The 18,129-nt window shown below is 53.1% G+C and carries 16 protein-coding genes; 4 read left to right on the forward strand and 12 right to left on the reverse strand.

What is annotated here, in order from left to right:
* Positions 1-71: 71 nt before the first annotated feature.
* Positions 72-560, forward strand: a complete 489-nt coding sequence (locus tag VFA09_18985) for a response regulator (protein HZU69370.1) — start codon at positions 72-74, stop codon at positions 558-560.
* Positions 561-956 (forward strand): response regulator, encoded by a 396-nt coding sequence (locus VFA09_18990; protein ID HZU69371.1) that lies wholly within the window; start codon positions 561-563, stop codon positions 954-956.
* A gap of 14 nt (positions 957-970) precedes the next feature.
* On the opposite strand, the gene VFA09_18995 is transcribed toward VFA09_18990, so the two are convergent.
* The 9 genes from VFA09_18995 to VFA09_19035 form a co-directional block, all read right to left on the reverse strand.
* Positions 971-1,975 (reverse strand): oligopeptide/dipeptide ABC transporter ATP-binding protein, encoded by a 1,005-nt coding sequence (locus VFA09_18995; protein ID HZU69372.1) that lies wholly within the window; start codon positions 1,973-1,975, stop codon positions 971-973.
* 19 nt (positions 1,976-1,994) lie between these two features.
* Positions 1,995-2,969, reverse strand: coding sequence for an ABC transporter ATP-binding protein (locus tag VFA09_19000; protein ID HZU69373.1), 975 nt, complete (start codon positions 2,967-2,969; stop codon positions 1,995-1,997).
* Positions 2,970-2,985: 16 nt separating this feature from the next.
* Positions 2,986-4,092 (reverse strand): ABC transporter permease, encoded by a 1,107-nt coding sequence (locus tag VFA09_19005; protein HZU69374.1) that lies wholly within the window; start codon positions 4,090-4,092, stop codon positions 2,986-2,988.
* Positions 4,093-4,103: 11 nt separating this feature from the next.
* Positions 4,104-5,063, reverse strand: coding sequence for an ABC transporter permease (locus VFA09_19010; protein ID HZU69375.1), 960 nt, complete (start codon positions 5,061-5,063; stop codon positions 4,104-4,106).
* 446 nt (positions 5,064-5,509) lie between these two features.
* Complete coding sequence (locus tag VFA09_19015) at positions 5,510-7,282, reverse strand: peptide ABC transporter substrate-binding protein (GenBank protein HZU69376.1); 1,773 nt, start codon at positions 7,280-7,282, stop codon at positions 5,510-5,512.
* A 332-nt stretch (positions 7,283-7,614) separates the two neighbouring features.
* Positions 7,615-9,324: a peptide ABC transporter substrate-binding protein gene (locus tag VFA09_19020; protein ID HZU69377.1), complete on the reverse strand. Its 1,710-nt coding sequence runs from the start codon at positions 9,322-9,324 to the stop codon at positions 7,615-7,617.
* A gap of 168 nt (positions 9,325-9,492) precedes the next feature.
* Positions 9,493-10,938 (reverse strand): hypothetical protein, encoded by a 1,446-nt coding sequence (locus VFA09_19025; GenBank protein HZU69378.1) that lies wholly within the window; start codon positions 10,936-10,938, stop codon positions 9,493-9,495.
* Between the two features lie 187 nt (positions 10,939-11,125).
* A complete protein-coding gene (locus VFA09_19030; protein ID HZU69379.1) occupies positions 11,126-11,899 on the reverse strand; it encodes a hypothetical protein in 774 nt (257 codons plus the stop codon).
* 116 nt (positions 11,900-12,015) lie between these two features.
* A complete protein-coding gene (locus tag VFA09_19035) occupies positions 12,016-14,235 on the reverse strand; it encodes a tetratricopeptide repeat protein (protein ID HZU69380.1) in 2,220 nt (739 codons plus the stop codon).
* Positions 14,236-14,517: 282 nt separating this feature from the next.
* Between VFA09_19035 and VFA09_19040 the strand changes: the two genes are divergently transcribed.
* Positions 14,518-14,943 carry a cyclic nucleotide-binding domain-containing protein gene (locus VFA09_19040; protein ID HZU69381.1) on the forward strand — a complete coding sequence of 142 codons (426 nt, stop codon included), beginning with the start codon at positions 14,518-14,520 and terminating at the stop codon, positions 14,941-14,943.
* Between the two features lie 201 nt (positions 14,944-15,144).
* On the opposite strand, the gene nrdR is transcribed toward VFA09_19040, so the two are convergent.
* On the reverse strand, positions 15,145-15,642 hold the full coding sequence (gene nrdR / locus VFA09_19045) for a transcriptional regulator NrdR (protein HZU69382.1): 498 nt from the start codon (positions 15,640-15,642) through the stop codon (positions 15,145-15,147).
* 94 nt (positions 15,643-15,736) lie between these two features.
* Positions 15,737-16,069: a DUF6788 family protein gene (locus VFA09_19050; protein HZU69383.1), complete on the reverse strand. Its 333-nt coding sequence runs from the start codon at positions 16,067-16,069 to the stop codon at positions 15,737-15,739.
* A gap of 549 nt (positions 16,070-16,618) precedes the next feature.
* On the opposite strand from VFA09_19050, the gene raiA reads away from it, so the two are divergent.
* Positions 16,619-17,254: a ribosome-associated translation inhibitor RaiA gene (raiA, locus tag VFA09_19055; protein ID HZU69384.1), complete on the forward strand. Its 636-nt coding sequence runs from the start codon at positions 16,619-16,621 to the stop codon at positions 17,252-17,254.
* A gap of 239 nt (positions 17,255-17,493) precedes the next feature.
* Here the strand turns inward: raiA and VFA09_19060 are convergent, their stop codons facing one another.
* Positions 17,494-18,129, reverse strand: coding sequence for a ClpX C4-type zinc finger protein (locus VFA09_19060; GenBank protein HZU69385.1), 636 nt, complete (start codon positions 18,127-18,129; stop codon positions 17,494-17,496).

The following is an 18,129-nucleotide window of genomic DNA, read 5'->3' on the forward strand; positions in this document are numbered from 1 at the left end:
AGTAGTGTGAATATCGTGTAATACTATGAGTTGGCACTTCAGTGGAACTGTGCTACAATGCAGGAAAGTGGGTGACCATCTTTTCTGGCGGCCAGTACGTTGATGATGTAGCCAGGCAGTGCAGGGAAACAATGAAAAAAGTATTGGTGATTGACGACAATCCAACCATCGTGGAACTTATTAAGTACGCAGTCAATCTGCAGAGCAGCTATCAGGTATTTGTTGCTTATGATGGCGTACAGGGGTTAGAGCGTGTTTACGCTGAACGGCCCGACTGCGTCATCATCGATGTCAAGATGCCTCGCATGGACGGCTATCAATTGGTACGTTGCCTGCGCGGCGATCCTCGCACAGCTAATACTCCCTTGATTATTCTCAGCGCCATGACCCGTGAAGAAGATCAGATGATCGGCCTGCTCTCTGGTGTCGATGAATACCTCACCAAGCCCTTTAAGCCCAGCGCGCTCAATGCAGCAATCGAACGTGTGCTGCGCCTTTCACCGGATGAACGCCGCCGGCGTATGGACTACCTGGTGCAAACACAGGCTGATCGAGAATAAGTGCGTAGATTACACATTCTTTTAGTAGACGGCGATCCCAATGCGTGTATCAGAATGCAGCACTCTTTGGGAAACGAGTTCTTGCTGCAACAGGTTGTATCTCTGTCGCAGGCCAGGCGCTTTCTTGCTGAGGCCCTGCCTGACATTTTGATCTGTGAGGTAATGTTTGGCAATGAAAGCGGCCTGGACCTTTGCCGCTTTGTCCGGCGCTCGCCTGAATTATGTCACCTCCCTATCATACTCCTGACCAATCTCTCCACAATACAGGACAAAGTCGCCGGATTTGATGCCGGGGCGGATGATTACATCGTCAAACCATTTGATGCGCGCCATTTAGCGGCGCGCATCCGTCTATTGTGGCGTATTAAACGCCTTCAACAATTTGACTCTATCTAACTTATACCCATTCCCTATCCTGGGAAGTGACAGGCCGCGAAATGATTCGACTGCTTCTCTTCCAGGGGTGGGATGACTTCGCGGCAAATCTCCTGAGCTTTCCAGCAGCGGGGGTGGAAATTACAGCCACTCGGTGGATTGACAGGGCTTGGCACATCGCCTTCAAGAATGATACGTTTGCGCCGTGCCTCAACATTCGGATCAGGCACAGGAATGGCCGAAAGAAGTGCCTGCGTGTAAGGATGCAGCGGCAATTCGTAGAGGTCCTCACTGTCTGCCAGTTCCACGACACGCCCTAGATACATAACCGCTACTCTATCGCTGATGTGTTTCACTACTGACAGGTTGTGAGCAACGAACAGATAGGTGAGATTGAACTCTTCCTGCAAATCTTCCAGCAGGTTCAATACCTGTGCCTGAATGGAGACATCCAGTGCTGAAACAGGCTCGTCAGCTACGATGAACGAGGGTCGCAGGGCCAGAGCGCGCGCAATACCGATACGCTGTCGTTGACCTCCACTGAACTCATGCGCGAAACGATTCACAAATGCTGGATTGAGGCCTACGACTTCCAGCAGGTGCGCGACCTCGTCTCTGATTGCTTTTTCGTTGCCCTTATGGAAATTGACAAGCGGCTCAGAGATAGACTGACCAACCGTGAAACGCGGATTGAGCGAACCGTAAGGATCCTGGAAAACCATTTGCATTTCTGCGCGCTTTTTTCGTACTTCGCCAGGTGGAAGTGTCGTCAGTTCAACGCCATTCAGCTTCACACTCCCTGCTGTCGGTTTGATCAACTGCAAGATAGCGCGTCCCGTTGTTGATTTGCCACAGCCACTTTCGCCCACCAGCCCTAGCGTCTCGCCCTTGCGGACAAACAGGTCGACACCATCCACCGCCTTGACGTGAGCTACTGTGCGGCCCAACAATCCCCCTTTGATGGGGAAATGGACTTTTAAGCCTTTGACATCAATCAGAGTTGTTCCTGTCGCCACTGGCGTCTCTATTTGTTGTGTCATAGCACCAACCCTTTCCCCTTTAATCTGGATAGAAGCAGGCAGCTACCTGTTCACCACGACCTACGGGCTTCAATTCCGGACGTTCTTGTCGACAACGCAGCTGCACTTTCGGACAGCGCGGCGCATATGGGCAACCAGGAGGAGGGTTTAACAAATCGGGCGGCTGGCCAGCAATGGGATTAAGCCTTACACCACGTTGATCATCCAGGCGCGGAATAGAGTGCAGGAGACCGACGGTATAAGGATGAGCCGGAGTCTCAAAAATTTGCTTGACCGGCGCAGACTCCACGATGTGTCCGGCATACATCACATTCACATACTCGCATGTTGCCGCAACCACTCCAAGGTCGTGCGTAATCAGCATTACCGCGGTACCGAATTCTTTTGAGAGGCCTTTCATCAGTTCGAGCACCTGTGCCTGGATCGTCACATCCAGAGCGGTCGTGGGCTCATCCGCGATCAACAACTGCGGGTTACAGGCCAGTGCGATTGCAATCATCACACGCTGGCGCATGCCGCCACTGAATTCATGCGGAAAGTTCCTGGCACGGCGCTTGGCATCTGGTATGCGCACCAGGTCGAGCATTTCAATGGCCCTTTTCCAGGCCTGATCATTGCTCAGGTCTTTGCGGTGCCGTTTGACCGTCTCTGCGATCTGGTAGCCAATGGTAAAGACCGGATTGAGCGAGGTCATCGGATCCTGGAAAATCATGGAGATTTTACTGCCGCGCAGTTCCGTCAGTTCGTCTCTATTCTTATCCATGATATTATCACCGTTGAAAAGAATATCACCGGTGATTTTACCTGGAGGGGTCGCTACCAGGCGCATTACAGAAAGCGCCGTCACGCTTTTGCCGCAGCCGCTCTCGCCTACCACTCCTAATGTTTCACCAGGCTGCATGCTAAATGAGACATCATCAACGGCTTTCACTACTCCTGCGCGCGTGAAGAAGTAGGTCTTGAGATTATTGACTTCAAGCAGATTCTCTGCCATTTTTTATTACACTCCACTAATCTTTTGATCGAGGATCGAAAGCATCACGCAGGCCATCGCCAAAGAAGGAGAATGTCAGCACGATAATTGCCAGCGTGACAGAGGGAACGAGTACCTCCCAGGGATGCGTATTCACGAATTGCGCTCCATCTGCAATCATGAGGCCAAGACTTGATCCCGGCGCCTGCACCCCCAGACCCAACAGGCTAATACCTGCCTCGCCGATAATTGTATTCGAAATGTCAAGCGTTGCCGCGACAACCACAATGCTGAATAAATTGGGGATGATGTGCCGCAGGATGATGTGTACATCCGTCGTGCCGGAGGTTCGCGCCGCTTCAATAAACTGTTGCTCTTTCAACTGCAGCGTCTGGCCGCGTACATAACGTGCCATCAATGGCCAGATGGTAAATGCCAGCGCCAGCGAGACCAGCAGCAGGCGCGCATTGCCATTAGGACCGATCACCGGAATGTGGCTGAAGAAGCTATCAGCGCTGGTTCCGAAAATACCGGTGAGCAGGATGACGAAGAGCAGGCCGGGGAAAGCAAACATCAAGTCCGTGAAGCGGGCAAGCAGTTGATCGATCCAGCCTCCAAAATATCCTGCCAGCACACCTATAAGAATGCCCAGCACAATATCCATGATCTCAACCACAACAGCCACTGACAGCGAGACCAGTATGCCCTGCATCAGGCGAGCCAGAATATCTTGTCCGATTTCATTCGTGCCCAGCCAGTACTGGTTTGATGGCAATTCGTCCTGCCGGTCGAGTTCTGAATGATAGTAGCTGCGATAGACGGTCCCAGGATAGGTGTTGCCATCAATGTTACTTTTATAGAGCGGAGCGTCTACATGCTGGTAGATGAATGGCCCAACGATGGCGACCAGCACAAAGAAAGCAATGATGCCGATACTTATCATGGCACGCTTATCACGCCGCAAGCGCTGCAATGATTCACGGAATGGCGAAACCGGCGGCTTCTGCAGTTTCTTTTCGTCCACGGCAGCAGGAGCCGGCAAATCCAGACTCTGGGCCGGGTTTGTTATATCCGGCGAGATCGGAATCGCTCCCGTATCCGGCATGATCGCCTCTGGCGGGTTAAATTGATCCTTTGTGTCCATTCGTAGCCCTCCTAAGCAAGTTTAATGCGTGGATCAACAATCGTATACAGGATGTCCGACACGAGATTGGCCAGCACGACGGCAATCGCCAGCATCACCGTGGTTGCCTGGATCACCGGGTAGTCGCGCGAGGAGATGGAAGCGATCGTGATGTCCGCAATGCCGGGGATGTTGAAGATCTGCTCGATGAAAAAGGCCCCCGTCACCAGGAAGCCGACCGAGACGCCGATGACGGTCACCAGGGGAATCATGGCATTGCGCAACGCATGGCGGTAGATGACCACCCGTTCGCGCATGCCCTTGGCGCGTGCCGTGCGCACATAATCCTGGCGTAACACCTCCAACATGGTGGTGCGCGACAGACGCGCGAAGTAGGCGATGCCGATGGCGGCATACACCAGGATGGGCACCAGCTTGAATTGGATATCGCTCCACGAATACTGCCAGGGGGTGCCCCATTGCGAGACCGGCCAGTTGATGCCGGTACCTTGATCGAGGGCGATGATGATCACCTGGGCGAAGACGGCCAGCACAAACGAGGGAATGGCGTACATGAACAGCACAATGCCCTGGTTGGTGGTATCAATCCAGGTATTGGCTTTGAGCGCCGAGAAAATCCCCACCGGCACACCAATGATGACCTGCAAGAACAAGGCCCACAAGCCCAACTCCAGCGAGATAGGCACTCCATCCTTCAAAATATCGATCACCGCCCGGCCCTTGATCTCATAGGAGAGGCCGAAATTGAGCGTGACCAGGTTCTTCAAGAAGTTGAAGTACTGTTGATACCAGGGCAGGTCGAGCCCATAATAATGTCTGAGCGAGACATATTGCGCCGTGGTAAAATGTTGGCCCAGCATAAAGGCGATGGGATCGCCTGGGGCGAAATAGCCCATGATAAAGGTGATAAAGGTGACGCCAATGATGACAAAAATCAAACCGATGAATCGCTTGATCAGAAACTGTATCATATCGTGCCCTCACTCCCTTGCTTTGTTCAAGGTTGCAATCACATGAGAGATAGCCTTCAACTTCCCTCTTTGCTGCGGTTCGTACCTGATGCGTGTACACCTGCGTAAAGACACCTACGAAACGGCACCATTCCATAGAAAATTCCTACAACCCGTAAAAACAGGTGTTACATAGGTCGATTTCTACTAATTGTAAGTGACATTCCAAGCCTTGTCAAGCAAATTGCTAGCATCATTTCTTAGTTCTGCTCTTAGTTCTGCAACCCGACTTCCAATCTCACGTCTTTTTTGGGATATCGTAAGCTTGATAAAGCAGATGAGATAGACAGTGCGGTCGAAGAAAAGTGAAGAGGGACAGGACTCGTACTGAATCCTGTCCCTATCTGGCCTGTGAGCCAGAGCGCATCAGATAAACGCTCCTCGCGACACACAGGCCTCTCTAGCTATCAATGAACCGCGATGTACACATTGGCCCAGTCATCGGCTGGGACGATGGCCTGTGCGTTGAAGACGCGGCCAATGACATAGGTCTTCAGCAGGTGAGTGCCGAAGCGCTGATCCATAGGCAGCCAGGCCACATCGTTGACCAACTGCTGCTCAGCCTGGTTGTACATCTGGATACGCTTGGTCTGATCCAGCGTCACGTCGGCCTGTTCCAACAACTGCTGCGTCTGCACTTGCTGGGCGGCATCGGTGCTGCCATTCTGCCCATAGTTCCAGTCATTGTTAGGCGCACCCTTGTCGAACTGCAACGTCGTCCAGTCCTGCGGATCAGGATAGTCGGCAATCCAGCCCAGTTCCCACATCTGCAAGCCCTGGTTCAAGCAGGAATGGTAATCCGGCTTGGTACAGAGGGTATTGGTGACATCGGTCAGCAAGGTCGGGAAATCGACGATCTGGGTCTGAACGGTGATGCCCAGCACAGTCTGGATCTCCTGACGCACCTCGGTGATCTCGTTCTGCAGGGTAGCAGCGTTGCTCTCGAAGGTGATCTTGATTGGCGGGATCTGCGAGACGCTCGTCCAGCCCTCTTGCTGCATGCCTTGCTGGAGCAACTGCTTGGCCAGGCTGGGATTACCAGAGGTAGACGCTCCACCTGGACACTTGAGACCTGCGTAGTAGCCCGGCATACCCTGCGGTATGATGTGGCAGGTGGCAGGGCGCGTGCCATGGTAGAGGGCATTCATGATCGCATCTTTGTTGATGGCCAGCTCGAATGCCTGGCGAATATCGATGTTATCAAATGGCTTGTACAGGTAGTTCATGGCAAAGTAGTCAATCGTCAGCTCAGGCTGCTGGCCGTATTCCTTAGTCTTTGTCCTGGCTACCTGGATATCCTCTGCTGGGACGGAGGTGATATCGACCTGGTTGGCCTGGTAGGCGGCATAGGCGCTCTCAGCTGTCTTGTAGAAGTCGAAATCGACCTCCTGCAACTGGGGCTTGGCATTGTAATAAAACGTATTGGGCACGAACACGATGCCGGTGGTGTGGCTGTAGCTCTTCACTTTGAACGGCCCGGCTCCGCCCTGACCGCCATTGTCGGCCAGGTGATCGGTCCACTTGAGACCCCACTTATCGATGACGCTCTTCTCAACCACGTAGGCGGTCGGATACGAGAGCGCCTCCAGGAAGTAACCAGTCTCTTTGTTCACCTTGATGACGACGGTGTTGGGATCGGGAGTCAGCAGGCTATCACCGATCAAGGTCGAGATTTTCCCGTTGACGCGCTTGTCCGAATCCTGGATGAGACCCAGGTAGGTCAAGGAAACGCCATTGAGCGAGGAAATCTGTGGCGAGAGGGCACGGTCGATGCTATAGACCACATCCTGCGAGGTGAGTGTCGAGCCATCACTGAAGTGGAGATTCGGTTTGAGTTTGAAGGTCCAGGTCAGGCCGTCAGATGAGACGGTGGGTAGGGCCGCGGCCAGTTGGGGTACGACCTGCAAGTTATCGTTCAACGCGACCAGGCCGGTGAAAGCCATATCGATGGCCTCAATAGAGGGCGCGTCGGTGGCCTGGCCCGGGTCAAAGGTGGCGATATCAGCGGCGCCAATCGCATCGCCATAGCGATAAATCTGCTGCGATGCAGGGGCCTTGGCCGGCTTGTTAGAGCCAGTGTTGCCAGGTGTAGTTGAGCTACCGCAGCTCGCGAGTAACATTGCTACCAGGCAAAGCAGGGTCGGCAGAAACCCGATGGTGAATTTCTTGCCAGATCTCATGTCAAAACTCTCCTTATGTAACGAGAAACAGTAAATAAACCACTATATACAGGGCAATGATGCCCCTGTACCGGAATTACCTTTTTGTGCTTCGTTTGCGATAAAACCTCCTTTCGCCTCAGGAATTGAACACTATCTTCCTGGCATCTGTTATCAACTTCTATGCAGCGGTTCGTCTGTATGAGAGCGGAAAGACTCACGCGTCGAAAGGCAACAGCATAGAAAGGCCGCTGGCGAATGAATCCGCTGCACACGGTGGCATATAATACTACGACTGCTAGTAGTTGAATCTCTCAAAAAGACCACCAGAAAGGGAAAAATGTCTTTGCGGGTTAATGTTGCAAGATGTAGATATTGGCCCAGTCATCGGGCGGAATCTGCCCCATCTCATTTTCCACCACTCCAACGACATAAGGCTTGAGTAAAAAGACCTCAGTTACCTGGCTCATAGGCATCCAGGCCACATCATTGACCAGCTGCTGCTCCGCCTTCTGATAGGTTTGAAAGCGCGCACCCGGCGATGACATGCTATCCGCGCTTTCCAATTGTTGTTGTGTCAACTGTTGCAGGGCCGCGTCGTTGCTGGTATTCTGTCCATAGTTCATATTATTATTGGGTACACCACTATCAAATTGCCGTGTCAGCCAATCCTGTGGATCAGGATATTCGCCAACCCAGGCCAGACCCCAGAACTGCAGTCCTTGAGCATTGCCGGTTGCCGCGGTCACTTCGTCGAGGAGTGTATTATAGTCAACCGGGTCTGGTGTCACTGTAACGCCCAGCACCTTCTGCCACATCCCGACCATAGCCGTCACTTCCTGCCCAAAACTGCTGATATTGCTGGCATAGGTCAATTTAATTGGCGGCATTTGTGAAACGCTCTTCCAGCCCTCTTCTTGCAAGCCTTTCTGTAATAGCGCCTGCGCTTTTTGTGACTCCCCTTTAAGACTTTGTGTCCCATCCGGGCCTGTCAATTGTGGATTATAGCCGGGCATACCCTGAGGTACGATATGGTTGGTTGGTATCACCGTCCCTTTCCACACGTTATTCGCGAGGGCCGTTTTATCGATGGCGAGCGCGAACGCCTGGCGAATCTGTATATTATCGAACGGCTTGACCAGGTAGTTCATCGTGTAGTAGTTGATCCACAACTGGGGTACCTGGTGGAAATCCGGGCGATTTTTATCGTTAGCAAAGGTAGAAACAGGAATGCCCGTCGTATCGACTCGTCCCCTCTGGTAGTCATTATAGGCTGCCACCGCCTGCGGATAAAATGGGAAAATGACCTTGCGTAGTTGTGGTCGCGGGCCAGCATAGTTCGCGTTGGGCGCGAAATCGATCTCCTTACCAGGAGTGTACTGGGTCACCTTGAATGGACCCGTGCCGCCTCCCTCGCTCAGATGAGCGGTGAAATTCTCTCCGTAGGCATCAATCAAATTCTTTTCCACGACATAAGAACACGGATGGGTGAGCATCGCCAGGAAATAAGGAGCTTTCTTTTTTGTGATGATAACTACAGTATTATCATCAGGAGCCAGCAAGCTATCATTGATGAGGGTGGTGATTGTGCCTCCCAACAACTTGTCCGAGTCTTTGATGAGGGACAGGTAGATGGGAGCAACGCTCGACTTCGTGGCCGGCTGCAGCGCCCGGTCGATGCTATAGATCACATCGTGCGAGGTGAGCTGAGTTCCATCGCTGAACTTCAAGTGCTGCTTCAGGTGAAATGTCCATGTCAGGCCATCGTCGCTTATCTGCCACGATTCTGCAAGCTGCGGGACGACCTGCAATTTATCGTTCAACTGCACCAGTCCCGTGAAGACCATCTGAATGGCGCTGATTGAAGATGCGTCATATGCCAGTGCCGGGTCAAATGTTTGAAGATCGGAAATTCCTTCCAGGGGAGAAATATATACCTGCTGGTTTGGCGGAGCCTTCACCGGTTTAGCCGGCTGGCTATTGCCTCCAAAGAGATTGCAGGCAGAAAGCAGTATGGCTATAAAGCACAGCAATGCTATGCTCGATTTCTTCCCTGGATGCATTTCGGCAACTCCTTATAATGAGTCTTGATAGCCAGCGTCAGGACGCCTCTTGCGGTTCTGACAGGGGTAGGTTTTTACTAAGAATCCTTGCATTCGTCCTGGCTTCTGCCCCCGGCCCTTTGTTAAGCCCGTCCAGCCAGTAAGGGCTGGCTGAACGAGATCACACTCTTATAAATTCCTGACCAGGTCATTATGTTTCGCGAAAGCGATTGCGCGCAGTGCTACATGTAAAAATCCCTCGATATTGGTATCGCTGAGGGAGACAGGCCAGCCCATATATTCTTCGCAGGCCGCCTGCACGATTTGCAGCGTGTGTCCCTGGTCGGTGGATGGATCGGTATTCGCGCTTGCCAGGGCCATAGATGCGAATAACGAACGCACATCATGCCCATGCAGAATATACCGGCGAGCCGTCGCAAAAGCCCCATTCAGATCTTGCGCATCCAATTGTTCGCGCAGTGTATCCAGTAATGCGGGCGCGATTAAACCTCCACCCAGAATAGGGCTGCGCGTGCTGGTCTGAGCAGGTGCTTGAGCTTGCTGCTGTTCCCCAATCTCCTTATGCAGCGCGTTGATATAGCAGGCCGAGGTGAACAGTAGTGGCAGCGCCTCCACATCCTGTATCTCCGTGAAAGCAATACGTACCGCCGAGGCGAAGAGTAGCCCGTGCGCCGCCTGTATAAATGCCTCACGGTCACCATCGCCAACTCGCGTCATCAGGTCGGTAGCGGCCAGCGCAATCACCGAGGCGATACCCCGCGACGAAGCGCCTTTCGAAATCAAAGCATCGAATACGCCTGAGCAAATTTGTGGCGCATCGACATCGCTGAGGATGAGCTTGTGTAGGGGAAGCGCATTTTCGTTCTTCGGCGCAGCCAGGCGCGTGCGATAACTATCGAGGCTATGATGCTCATCGGAAAGAAACGCGCGTACCGTATCGACCCAGGCAGGCTCTTCTGTCGTGATTGGCAGGTGCGGCGCGAGCCAGTGTACGATGTTCGGGACGCGATCCCCCCACTCGACCGCATCCAGTAATTGCGTACCGCGTACCGCGAACATCATTGGATGCCCGGCATTGTGAAAGGTGGTAGAAATACCATCGTATGAACGAATCTGTATCGTCCGGTAATCGGCCCCTGTAGAATAAAGACCCAGCAGCAAACGCTCGACCAGCAAGGGATCATTACCATAAATAGCCTTGTGCATTTCCGAATTGACCGTTTGTCCCTCGGATAGTTCGCCAGGAACGAGCGGGTCCGGGTAATTGGGATGGGCGAAATTTTCTCGCCCGGCGCGCAACTGCGGAATGACCGCCACGGTAGATTGAATCAAAAGCGGAAAAGCGCGTTTCTGGGTTTGCCGCCATTCTTCTCCCAGCGTATATTGAAGCGCAATCAGCCAGCGGCACATCATACTCGCCGCTGCCAGCATAATGGTTGGATGGCCATCGCTATCCCCATGGGCTACGATCATGCCTACGCGCCCTATTAGCTCGCTGGGATCGGCGCCCTGCTCTACAAGCTGGCCGGCAGTATCGATAATCTGGTTAGTATCCCCGGATGCCAGCGCATCCACAAAAGCAGAAATATCGGTATTCAATCCAATTGATGGCATAACTTTTTCAATCCTCCAGGTGGGCACAATAGTGAGTGTCACGGCTGTGCCGGTCGGGGCCGATTGATCGCGCCCACCGCCGATTGATCGGCCCCGCGTCCATTATCGTATTATGTTGTCAAACCCCATAACTCCGCCCTGAAATTATAGATTTCCGGTGCATTCGCATATGTATATCGTGATAGCGCTATGTCTGTTGCAACTCTCGAATAGCGCGTTCGATGCGTGGAATTTCCGCGTATTCCTCATCGAGCAATTTGTATCCTCGCTCCAGGTATAATTCTGCCAGTCTGGCCCCCTTCTCGCTTGGATCAACCGCAGCTGTTATTAGTTCGGTGCTGCGATATTTTTCAGGCAAGGGCGAGGTGATCCGCTGCATGCGCCGCTTCGTATCCTGCAGCAATTGAGTATCGTGTCCCTCAAGCGCGTAACGTGCCACACCTATCAATTTGCCCAGCTCCGCCAGGCGCTGCCGCTCGGTCATCGTTTGTATCAGCAATTCTTCCGCGTCCAGATCATCCAGTGCCTCTTCATCCTCGGCCGGTTCAATAGAGGGAGTGGTAGCAAAAGCCGAAGCGTAGGTCACATAGTATTGTCCATATTCCTGGCATGCCTGCGCTACCAGTTGCATGCGTTGCGGTTCGTCACGCGGATTGACGGTTCCAATTTCGCACAGATCATCATCACGTCGTTCCGCCAGCACCTGCAAATGCTCCAGCGCGCTTCCTTCCTCCAGCATAGGAGGAATGGGCATCACGGGAACATTCGTCGCATCCTGCAGTTCCTCTTGCGATAATTGGGAAGCTAAAAAAGATGGAAGGTATTTTGCAAGAGAGAGCGGTATCGGTGGAACAACGCAATAGGTGGAGAGAATCGTGCGCGAATTATTAGTGCTGCGTGCCACAAAGATGGCGTGCCCCTTTGGTGCCTGTGGATCACCACGCAAGAAACGTATACTCATAACATTTTCCTTCCTGCCATATCATAAGGCGGTTCTCCTCATCGTCCGCCATCAAAATCAGCAACCTATCTTTGCCCTCTAATAATATCCCGTTTCGTCACACATGTACATAGTAGTCATAATCCTTTTCGTACCTGCCTGAGTCGTTTGATCAAATCTTTGTTCGCGCGTATCTCCTCGTCGGTCAAATCTTCCCCGCTGGTCGGGAGCGAATCCTCGTAGGCTTTCAATTGCTGCTCGATTGCTGGCATCCCTGCTATACGCACAAACGATGTGAGAATCGCTCGCCCCTGCTCATCCTCCTGCTGGCGCACCGCTGTAATGATTGCCTGCGTATACAATTCGGCATATTGGTGCAGGAACGTACTCCATTGCTGAGGTGTACTCAACGTCTTGACTACCTGTTCTACCAGCGCGATGGCCTTCCTGAATTCATTCATGGCCGCATTCAGGTCTCCGCGTGCCAGGAAAACGCCGCCGTGTTCATAACGCGCGTCGGATTCGCCCAGCAGTTGCCGCTGTTCCTGATATAGCGTCAATGCCTGGTCAAAGCAATTGAGCGCCTCATCCACTTCATCATTTCCTGCTCGCGCCATTCCCAGTGCCAGCAGGGCATCGGCCTGCCCCACCTGGTCATCGGCCTGCTTGAAGCGCAGGATCGCCCCCTCACAATGCTCAATCGCCTCATCCCATTGTTCCCGTCCCACCAGCGTTTGTCCTACGCCAAGCATTGCGGCAGCATCACCATCAGTGCTCTCGATCAGTTGAAACTGCCGTCCCGCTTCCAGAAATGTTGTCGAGGCTGCTTCAAGATTGCTCTGCGAAAGATATGCGCGAGCCATGCCCAGCAGGGCTTCCGCCGCGTAATATGGCTCCTGTATGCCCTCTGCCTGGTTGTGAGCGTCACTAAAACGCTTTTCGGCCTGCGCGAAATCTCCCTGCGTCAATAGCAATTGACCCTCCACCACCAGCATCAGGGGTACCAGGTGAGCAGCCAGTTCATTCCCTGTGACTATTCGCTGCGCAGTTGCCAGGTATGATTCCGCTTCATCCAGCCTGGCAGTAAGCACTGCCAATCGCGCCCTGCGTGCCGCGGCCTCTGCCACGCCCAAAACATGATCTGGCTCCTTGCTCCGTTCCATGCCCGCCTGGACCTCACTATAATTGCGTTCTGCCTGCGCAACTTTCCCCTGCTTGTAATAAATGTCACCCAAGCCCAGCAGCGCCCGATACTCGACACGAGTGTCAGACAACGCGCGTGCCATGCGATGCGCATCTTCAAAGGTTTGCCTGGCGCGATTCAGAAAGCCTCTCAACCGCTGAATCTCGCCCAATCCAACCGTCGCCTCCGGTTGGCCAAGACGGTATCCCTCCGACTTAAACATGCGCAATGCCCGCTCCATCTGCCCGCTCGCGTAGGAAAGCTGTCCGCGCCGCGCGTTGATCTCACCTAACAGCCGGCTCGCGGAAGCAACTCCCAGACCGGAGTGCATATTCGTGTAATTTTGTTGCGCCTGCTGCGCGCTGATAAGTGCCTGATTAATGTTATTGCGCAGGAAATAAATCTCCGCCAGCCCCAGGTTACAATCAGCCTCTCCTAATTCATATTCTATTAGCCGTGCCGCGTTATAGGCATCGACAAACGTATCCGTCGCCTTATCAAGTTGCAGCTGATCCAGGTAGACGCGCGCTAGCCCCACCAGCCCATCGACGCTACCATATTTATCGCCCATATCATCATAGGCCTGCAATACCTGCTGGTAATCGGCAATCGCTTTATCGAACTGCTCCGTCAGGCGCTCGATATCGGCCAGGCTGCGCCGCGCATCGGCTTCATTGATGCGATCCCTGGCTTTAGCGTAATAAGAGATGGCCTGTGAATAGTGCTCGGCGGCCTGCTCGATGTTCCCCCGTTGAAACTCGATGTGCCCCAGCGCCAGCGTAGCATTACCCTGCCCTCCTGCATCCTCCTGCCCTGTGTATAGATTCCACGCATCTTGATAGGCCTCTTGCGCCCGCTCAAGATGCCCCAACTGGCGCTCAAGGTGTCCCAGCGCCAGCGTACTGGCCGCCTGGCTCAATACACTGCCGGCCTCCCGGTACAGGTTAATCGCTCGCTGGTAACTATTCGCTGCCGCCTCCAACTGATTTTGCTGTCGTTGCACATCCGCCAGCAAATTCCGGCTATCCGCCGCTCGTTTGAAATCATGCAGCAGCCGGAAACGTATCTCCGCATCAGATAGCGCCTCCGCTGCCACATCCAGTTTGCCATCATTGAGGGCAGTAATACCTGTTTGAAAACGATTCTCAGCCGCTTTTGCATCTTCTGTAGTCATGACATCTATCCCTCATAAGAGGAGAATTGCCTCTGCAAGCTCATTCTCTATGTAAATAGTTCTCTTGTTCTCGAAAAATTATGGCGCGTAATAATTGTAGTGCGTCAGGAGAAGAATGTCAAAACGCCCGGTGCTCCCCATATTCTCGATAGGCTTGACAGGACTGCCGTGGTAAGATACTCTACACTAAACGGTCTGGCATCATTTCTCGATTCTGTCAAAAGGGCATCCTTCTGAAAAGATGCCTCCAGTCGTAATATTCATGACATAAGGAGCTACCGCATGTACGAAGACACCTTAGCGAACGTGCCTCTCTTCTCAGGTCTGGACAAGAAAGAATTACGTGAACTCGCGAGAAGCGTCCAGGAACGGACCTATAGCCCTGGCACAGTCATCGTCAAACAAGGCGACACAGGCTCCGGGCTGTATATCATCACCAAAGGTAGAGTGCATATTACCCAGGTCTCCGACCCCGATAGACCTGAAAAAGACCTTGCAACCGCCGGCCCCGGAGAGGTAATCGGCGAAATGGCGCTGTTGGATGACCTGCCACGCTCTGCCACTATGACAGCTGTCGACGAGGTAACAGCCCTGCTGCTCCCTGTCTGGGAATTTCGTACCGCCATGCGCAATTCCCCTGATATCGCTATCAAATTGCTCGCGGTGCTCAGCCGCCGCCTGCGCAATGTCGAAAAGCCAGCTCGTTAAAGTTGTGCAATGGCGTCAATAAGAGACCGGTGATGAGTTTCCACAAATTAGTCGGGCAATGAACGTGGGCCGATAAATCGGCGATGTGTATGGCAAACCGGCCCCTACACCCCGTAGGGGCCGGTTTGCCATACACATCGCCGATTTATCGGCCTCTTACCAGATGCTCTTACCAGGCATTCTCGCAAGAAGTCGTCGTCATCACGCATTATCCCCCGCATATATCCCATCGGACTCCTGCTGGTTGGCCTTCTTGCGGTTGAGCAGCGCCTCTAACTCCTCCAGCATCGTCTCCGCATCGTTAAAGGAGCGGTAGACACTCGCGAAGCGAATATAGGCGATCTTATCCATATGCCGCAATCGCTCCATCACCAGCTCACCAATCGCGCTACTCGAAATCTCCTGCTTCCCCTGGCGATACAGTTCCTGCTCGATCTCCTCAACTGTATTTTCGATCTCACCCATAGGCAGCGGGCGTTTCTCACACGCCTTGCTGATACCCACAAACAGCTTCTGCCGGTCAAAAGCCTCTCGCCTCTGGTCGCGCTTGATCACCATCAACTGCGACTTCTCAACGCGCTCATATGTGCTGAAACGCCCCTTGCACTGCTCGCACTCCCGCCTGCGATGAATAGCATCTCCCACGTCCCGCGAGTCCTTCACGCGCGACTCGGTTCCTCCGCAATATGGACATTTCATACATGCGCTCCCACATCTAGCGTACTTAATAATGGCATTATTGTATCACAGCACGCAATGTGGGAGCGCTTCTTTTCCGCGAACACGGGCAATGTCAAGCAGACACTCTTTGCGCTTCATTCATATCGCCCGCGTTATGCGGTGCCGGCATCGCCTCATCATTCCGCGAGGACATGGAAGCTTGCAGGGTCTTCTTTGCCCTGGTTATACCATCTGGTGGCGTCTTGCCAACATAACCCGACCGCAGACGCGAACCCTCACGCCAGTAGGCGTACCAGTACGGCCCATGTCCCTTCCCCTCGCGACAGGTCTTACACGAAGGCTTGCCGCATTTACGATACTGCAATTGATACGTGATGTGCTGATCCTTTGGTAATTGCGTCATGTGCCGCTTACCCTTCCGCAATTCAATCTGGCACCCGTTCATCTTGCCGTCCTCAACTCATTTCAGCACCGCGGCTTTTTAATGAGAAGAAGCTCTGCCCCTACAGTTTCCCCGGCAGATGAAAAGGAAACGATACTTATTCATGTACGTACCGCTAACAGCATAACATCATTGCATGAACATTTTATGAATCTTTGTGCGAACAAGATGAAACATTGTTCATCTTAATAGCAAGTATACCAGGAAACAAATTGCTTTTCAATGACACATCCTTCATCTTGATCTTCAATGCCCAGGGTACCAGTGTTTCTTTCCCAGCTAACCCCACCATCGAAAGAAGAATGGTATAATAGAGATACACCATTCGCTCATGGGTACATGTTTCCTGAGGAATGGAAAATCACTGTCCCATGCGTTTTGTCTTGTTGTTGGTACGGAAAGCGTCGGCTTCAATCCGGCAAGCAATAGCACCGCAGTACCTTCTGTGAAGTAGTTGTTGCGAGAACTCTAGCCTTTCCAGTCGCCGTCCAGCCAGGACATGGAAAGATGGGCTTCGTCCTACCAGATTGAGCCGGAAGTAGGAGGCAAACCATGCAGATCATTATCAAGGGTAAGCAGATGGAAATCACGCCCCGCTTGCGCCAGTATATCGAGCGTAAGGTAGGGCGGCTCTCCCGTTTTCTTTCTGATAATGCTCGTATAGAGGTCACTGTCACCGAGGAACAAACCCGCAGCGCCCGCGACCGCTACTCGGTACACCTGGCATTGTCCAATAGCGCTCACCCGATTCATAGTGAAGTCAGCGCCGACACAGCCATCAAGGCCTTTGACCTGGTATTGGATAAAGTCAGCGCGCAACTGGGACGTCAAAAGGATCGACAGACCAGTGTGAAGCGCCATCATACCCCCGCTATGAAGATTCTCTCACTGTCGCGCTCTGGGGCACTTACATCTCTGGAAGAAGGCGACCAGGGCGAAGAAAATGAAGAATCTGTTTCGGCTATTACAGAAGAGCATAATGAGGAAATCTGGTCGCAGATCATGGAGATCCGGCGTATTCCCACCAGGCCCATGAATGATCAACAGGTGATAGCGCAGATGGAGGCCCATGGCCTCTCGTTCTACCCCTTTTTTAACCATGAAACGCAGAGTGTCAATGTCATGTATCGTCTTGAAACAGGTGGCTATGGCTTGCTTGTTCCTTCATTAGAACAGGTCGAGTCATAGACCTCACAGACTGGAGGCAGTCTGATCAATCGGCCCCACATCTCCCTCATCGGGGCCGATTCATCGGCCCCTAATATCCCGTAGGGGCCGGGCAGTCCTGTCTGGGGGACAGGCATACCGCGCCCACCGCCGATTGATCGGCCCCGTCCCCAGATTATTTTGTCAAAGCCCGTATCGAGTCCAGCGTGAGGTAGTCCACAAAACGCTCTAGCTAAAGGATGATAACCCCGGAAATCTCTTTAATACAAACCGATTTCAAAACGCCACGGTTCTAGCGGCGGGTCCTCGAATTGTCCCAATGGATCGGCGGCCTGCACAATCAACCTGTGCGCATTTGAAGAGGGCAATGGACGAAAGCGCGCGCTCCCCTGGTACACCGCCGAATTTGCATCTCCCGCAAGCTCTGGCCGCGCCAGTAAAATGCCGCCCCGGTCTCCTGCCCAGCGCATCCCGGTATCATCGCGCAGGAAGAAAATCAACCGTGGCACAAAAGCAAAACCCGCCGCCAGCGGTGGCCGCATCCAGATATAATGCAGCTCGAAATGCTCCTCGTACCACTGCATCTGGTGCAGGAACAGCGTCATATCCCGGTGTTTCTGTTCTATCTCAAGCGTCATTGTCCGTAATGGCCGCTGGCGCGAAACCGAAGGTGCATCTAATGGTAGACTCTGAGGCGCAGCAATCACTACAGGCGGACGCGACGCAAGCTCCAGCGCTTTTGCCGAAAAAGGCGTCGGATCAGACATAATCTCATTACATAATTGCAGACAGGCCTCGCAGATGTAGGCAGCACCTGGGCCGGCTACCATACGCCGGACTTCTGGTGGGCGTTGCCCGCAAAAAGAACAGCGAGCCAGTGACCGATCATAATTCAT

Source organism: Ktedonobacteraceae bacterium, assembly GCA_035653615.1.
GTDB lineage: Bacteria > Chloroflexota > Ktedonobacteria > Ktedonobacterales > Ktedonobacteraceae > DASRBN01.